The organism is Acidimicrobiales bacterium, assembly GCA_036399815.1.
Lineage (GTDB): Bacteria > Actinomycetota > Acidimicrobiia > Acidimicrobiales > DASWMK01 > DASWMK01.
This window is the reverse complement of record DASWMK010000286.1, coordinates 1-5,096: the sequence shown is the minus strand read 5'-3', so window position 1 is coordinate 5,096 and position 5,096 is coordinate 1. Positions and strand designations below refer to the sequence as shown.

The 5,096-nt window shown below is 78.8% G+C and carries 4 protein-coding genes and 1 pseudogene; 1 reads left to right on the top strand and 4 read right to left on the bottom strand.

Going from position 1 to position 5,096, the window contains the following annotated elements; all coding sequences use genetic code 11:
• Positions 1-310 precede the first annotated feature (310 nt).
• Positions 311-880: pseudogene (locus VGB14_21310) on the top strand (CpsD/CapB family tyrosine-protein kinase).
• Between the two features lie 46 nt (positions 881-926).
• Here VGB14_21310 and VGB14_21305 read toward each other — a convergent pair.
• The 4 genes from VGB14_21305 to VGB14_21290 form a co-directional block, all read right to left on the bottom strand.
• The gene (locus VGB14_21305) at positions 927-2,051 is read right to left on the bottom strand and encodes a glycosyltransferase (protein ID HEX9995470.1); all 1,125 of its coding nucleotides are present in this window, start codon (positions 2,049-2,051) and stop codon (positions 927-929) included.
• The gene (locus VGB14_21300; protein HEX9995469.1) at positions 2,048-3,121 is read right to left on the bottom strand and encodes a glycosyltransferase family 4 protein; all 1,074 of its coding nucleotides are present in this window, start codon (positions 3,119-3,121) and stop codon (positions 2,048-2,050) included. The genes VGB14_21305 and VGB14_21300 overlap by 4 nt, the downstream gene beginning before the upstream one ends.
• An 11-nt stretch (positions 3,122-3,132) precedes the next feature.
• Entirely contained in the window at positions 3,133-4,440 is a 1,308-nt protein-coding gene (locus tag VGB14_21295; protein ID HEX9995468.1) for an O-antigen ligase family protein, read from the bottom strand.
• Positions 4,437-5,096 (bottom strand): glycosyltransferase (locus VGB14_21290; protein ID HEX9995467.1); only part of this gene is annotated, 660 nt, incomplete at its 5' end. The genes VGB14_21295 and VGB14_21290, both read right to left, overlap by 4 nt.

Sequence of the window (5,096 nt, the reverse complement as noted above, 5' to 3'; positions counted from 1 at the left end):
CATCGTCGCGCGGGGCGACGACCCGGTGCAGGCGCGTGACGTGGCCGCGGCGTCGGCCGCCGCCTTCGTCGGCGTCGTGCAGCAGGGGAGCGTGTTCAGCGTCGAGGTGATCGACGCCGCCCGCGTCAACGAGGCGCCGGTCAACCCGTCGGCCAAGCTGGTGCTGGCCGCCGCCCTCGTCGTCGCCGCCGCGCTCGGCGCCGGAGCCGGGCTCGCCTGGGAGCGCCTGTTCGGCCGGGTGCAGACGAGCAAGGACGTGGCCGACGCCACCAACCTCCCGGTGCTCGGCGTGATCCCGGAGGAGCGGGCGATGCGCACGCGCCGGGTCGTGGTCGGCACGCCGGAGCTCGCCACGCTCGAGGAGAGCCTGCGCGCGCTCGCCACCAACGTCGTGTTCAGCACGGCGACGGGCGGCGGCGAGCACCAGGGCGCGCTCACGATCACCGGCCTCGACCCCGAGGACGGCAAGTCCACGGTGGCCGCCAACCTGGCGGTGATCGTCGCCGAGCTCGGCCTCAGCGTGCTGCTGATCGACGCCGACATCCACCGGCCCGCCCAGCACACGTTCTTCGGCCTCACCAACGAGGTCGGCCTCACGTCGCTCGTGGCCGTCGGCGCGCAGCCCCACGAGGTAGTGCGCATGACCGGGTACCCGGGCGTGCGGGTGGTGCCGTCGGGGCCGCCGCTGCGCAACCGGGCCGAGGAGCTCCAGCTCTACCTCGAGCGGCTGGGCGACTTCCGGGACATGGCCGACCTCGTGCTGATCGACAGCCCGCCGCTGTCGGCCACCGACGACGTGCGCCTGCTCGCCGCCTACACCGGCCGGGTGCTGCTGCTCGTGCGCTCCGGGGTGCACGGGCCTGCCGCCGTGCGGGACGCGGTCGAGAGCCTCGCCGTGCTCGACACCAAGGTGGTGGGCGCCGCCCTCACCCGGGTGCGGGACCTGGTCCGCTCGGGCGGGTCGTACCAGGAGTACCGGAGGGGCGAGGAGCGGCCAGGTCGCGGTACAGCGCCCGGTACGACGCCAGCATCCGCTCGGGGGTCCACCGTCCCGCTGCTCGGCGCGCCCGGCGACCGAGCTCGGCGGCCAGCGTCGGGTCGGCGAGGAGCCGGCCGACCGCGTCCGTGAGCGCGTCGACGTCGCCGGGGGGCACGAGCACGGCGCCGTCGCCCGTCACCTCGGCGAACCCGTCGAGGCCGTAGGCGGCCACCGGCACGCCGAGGGAGAGCGCCTCCAGGAGCACGAGCGGGAGGCCCTCCCAGTTCGAGGTCGACACCAGGCAGGCGGCCAGGCCGAACAGGGCGGGCACGTCGTCGACCGGGCCCACGAAGCGCACCGGCGACCCCCGGCGCTCGGCCATCGCCCGCAGGTCGGGGCCGAGCGGGCCCTCGCCGGCCACGACGGCGGCGACCCCGTCGAGCCGGGCGGCCACCTCGACGAGGTCCTCCCAGCGCTTCTGGGCGACCAGCCGGCCGACGCCGACGACCAGCGGCCGGTCGCCGTCGAGGCCCAGCCGGTCGGCCAGCGCGGCCACCCGCTCGGGGGAGGCCGGTTCGAGGCGGGCCCCGTTCACGACGACGCGGAGGCGGCCGGCGGGGAAGCCGGCGCCCCGCAGGTCGGACGCCACCGCCGGCGCGCACGCGACGACCGGCGCCCTCGTGGCCCGCAGCAGCCGGGTGGCCGACGGGAGGTCGGCGGGGTCGACGCCGTGGAGGGTGGTGACGAGCGGGGGCCGGGGCCGGACGGCCAGCCGGGCGGCGGCCACGGCGACGGCCATGCCGACGTTGTGGGCGTGCACGACGTCGGGCCGGAAGCGGGCGAAGGCCCGGCGCAGCTGCGCGGCGGCGAGCGCCGCCGTGTGCGGCCGGCGGCGGGGCAGGGCGACCTCGTAGTGGCGGCCGCCGGCCGCCTCCAGCTCGGCCACCCACGGGCCGCCGCTCGAGGCCACCGCGACCGCGTCGCCGTGGGCGACGGCGTCGCCGGCGAGCGCGAGCACGATGCGCTCGGCCCCGCCCGGCGTCAGCTCGGCGATGGCGTGGAGGATCCTCACCGGCCGGCCACCCCGCGGTAGACGGCGAGGTGGGCCGAGGCGCACCGGTCCACGGTGTACCGGGCCGAGCGCCGGGCGGCGGCCCGGCCGAGGCGGGCGGCCAGCGCGGGGTCGGCGCAGAGGCGGTCGAGGGCGGCGGCGAGGTCGCCCTCGTCGCCCGGTCGCACGAGCAGCCCGGCGCCGCCGAGGGCCTCGGGCACCCCGCCGACGGCGCTGGCCACGCACGGCAGCCCCGTCGCCATGGCCTCCAGCAGGGCGAGCGGCAGGTTCTCGTTGACCGACGGCAGCACGAACGCGTCGGCCGCCCGCAGGCGCTCGGCCACGTCCGTGCGGTAGCCGGGGAAGCCGATGCGGTCGGCCACGCCCAGCTCGGCGGCGAGCGCCTGGCAGGCGGCCCGCTCGTCGCCGTCACCGACGAGGTCGAGGGTGACGCCGGGATGGCGGGCGGCGACGGCCGCGAACGCCCGCACCAGCACGGGCACGGCCTTCGGCGGGGCGAACGAGCCGACCGACACGAGGCGGCGCACCGGCCCCGGCTCGACCGGCACCCGGGCGGCGACCCCGTTGGGCACGACGTGCACCCGCCGGGCCGGCACCTTCAGCCGCTGCCGCAGGAAGGTCGCGAGCGACGCCGACGGGACCACGGTGGCCGCCGCCCGCCGGCACAGCGCGGCGTCGGCGGCGAGGGCGGCCGCCGCGCCGGGCGGGACCGGACGCCCGGCCAGCGGACCGGCCCGCAGCCAGGCGCCGGCGGCGGCGTCGGGCAGGCCGTGGAACGTGGCCACGACGGGCCGGCCGGCGCGGGCCACGGTCACGGCCAGCAGGGCCCGCCGGTCCTGGGCGTGCACGACGTCGGGGCGCAGGGCCCGCAGGGCGCGGCCGAGGCCGGCCATGGCCCGCACGTCGGCCTTGGACGGGACCGAGCACGGGTGGAGCAGGTCGCCCACGTCGCCGGCGCTCGTCACCGGCGGCGGGCCGACGACGGCGACCTCCACCCCCGGCCGGCCGGCCAGCTCCAGGGCGAGGCCGACGGTCAGGTCGACCGGGCCGCCCCGGTCCTGGGTCAGCACGAACGCCACCCTCACCGGTCGGACAGGCCGGCGCCCAGGGCGGACGCGAACCACAGGGGCGCGTAGAACTGCTCGTTGAGGAACAGCGATCCGACGAGCGCGACGACGAAGCTGGCGGCCAGCGCGGCCCGGAGGACGGCGGTGGCCTGGTCGTCGGCCGGCCGGCGGCGCAGGGACCGCCACGACAGGCCGAGGAAGGCGAGGAACAGGCCGAGGCCGGGCAGCCCGAGCTCGGCCAGCACGTTCAGGTAGGCGTTGTGGGTGGCCGGCTGGACCTCGTCGCCCAGCCAGCGGCTGCCGAACTCGGCGAAGCGCGACTCGTAGTTGCCGGGGCCGACGCCGAGCACCGGCGACGACTGCCACTCGGCCAGCGCCACCTGCCAGTAGCCCAGCCGGGTGCGGACGTTCTGGTCGGCGACGGCCTCCTTGCGGGCCAGCGCCTGGTCGACCACGTCGGGGTTGGCCCGGTAGGCGAGGAAGCCGGCCAGGGCCAGGCCGCCGACGACCATCACCGCCACCCGGATGGGCAGGCGCCGGGTGACGACGGCGAACACGGCGGCGACGCCGAGGCCGAGCAGCGCCGAGCGAGAGTAGGTGCCGAGGACGCCCGCGAACGTGAGCCCGGCGGCCGCGCCGATCACCAGCTTGCGCACCCGGCCGCCGGCGCCGAAGCGCACCAGCGCCAGCGGGATGGTGCTGGCGAGGACGAAGCCGAAGTCGTTCGGGTTGTCGAGCGGGCCCCTCGCCCGGTCGACGGCGCCGCCGAAGAACTGGGCGAGGCCGACGGCGGCGGCCGCCGCCGCGCTGACCACGGCCACGTCGAGGAGCAGCCCGGCCCGGTCCCGGTCGCCGTCGACGGCCTGGAGCAGCAGGAAGAACAGCGCCGCGAACATCACGTACCGGCTGCCGACGAGCACGGCCCGCTCCAGGTCCCTCGCCGTCGCCGTCGCCGCCAGCACCCACACGCCGAGGCCCACGACGGCCCAGAGCGCCGGCGCCGTGCGCACGGGCCGGCCCCGCACCGACCAGTCCACCACCCAGGCGGCCACGGCGAGGAGGCCGACGGCCTTGGCCGGGGTGAGGATGCCGACGGCGCCGACCGTCGCCAGCCAGTCCTCGAACACGAACGACACGACCATGGCGGCCAGGGCGAGGATGGGCCGGGCGCTGGCGTAGGCGGCCGCCGTCGCCGCCACGGCCAGGAAGGCGGCCGGGCCCGGCGCCTGCCCGGCGAGCGCGCCGGCGGCGACGGCGGTGACGGCGACGAGCGCGGCGGCCGGCGCCTGGCGGCGGTCGGCCGGGCGGCGGACGGCGATCACGCGGCCTCCGCCAGGTCGTGCACGGCGGTGACGAAGCGCTCGAGGGAGAGGTCGCCCCTCGCCGCGGCGAGGGCGCCGGCGCCGAGGCCGGCGGCCACGCCCGGCTCCAGCAGGCGGCGCATGGCGGCGGCCAGGGCGGCCGCGTCGCCCGGCGGCACCAGCAGCCCGGTCGCCGGGGTCACGTAGTCCTCGGTGCCCTGGGTGCGGGTGGCGACGACGGCCCGGCCCACCGACATGGCGTCGAGCACGGCGAGCTGCCCGGCGGTGCGGTCGGGGCGGCGCAGCGGGACGACCAGCCCGGCCGCGCCCTCGAGCAGGGCGACGAAGGCGTCCCGGTCGACGGGCGGGTGGACCCGCAGCCGGCCCGACGGCGGCAGCGACGGCGGGCCGACGACGACGACCTCGGCGTCGACCTCGGCGGCGGCCCGGCCGAGCGTGTCCCAGTCCCGGTCCTCGCGCCCGGCGGCGAGGACGTACGGCCCCGGCGGCGCCGGCCGCTCCCGCCTGGCCCGCACGCCGAGAGGCACGAACGACAGGCGGGACCGGTCGAGGCCCAGACCGGCGGCGGCGTCGACCGCCCGCCGGCTGTAGAGCACGACCCGGTCGGCCCGGCGCAGGCCGGCGAGCACGGCCCGCTGCGGCCCGCCCCGGCCAGG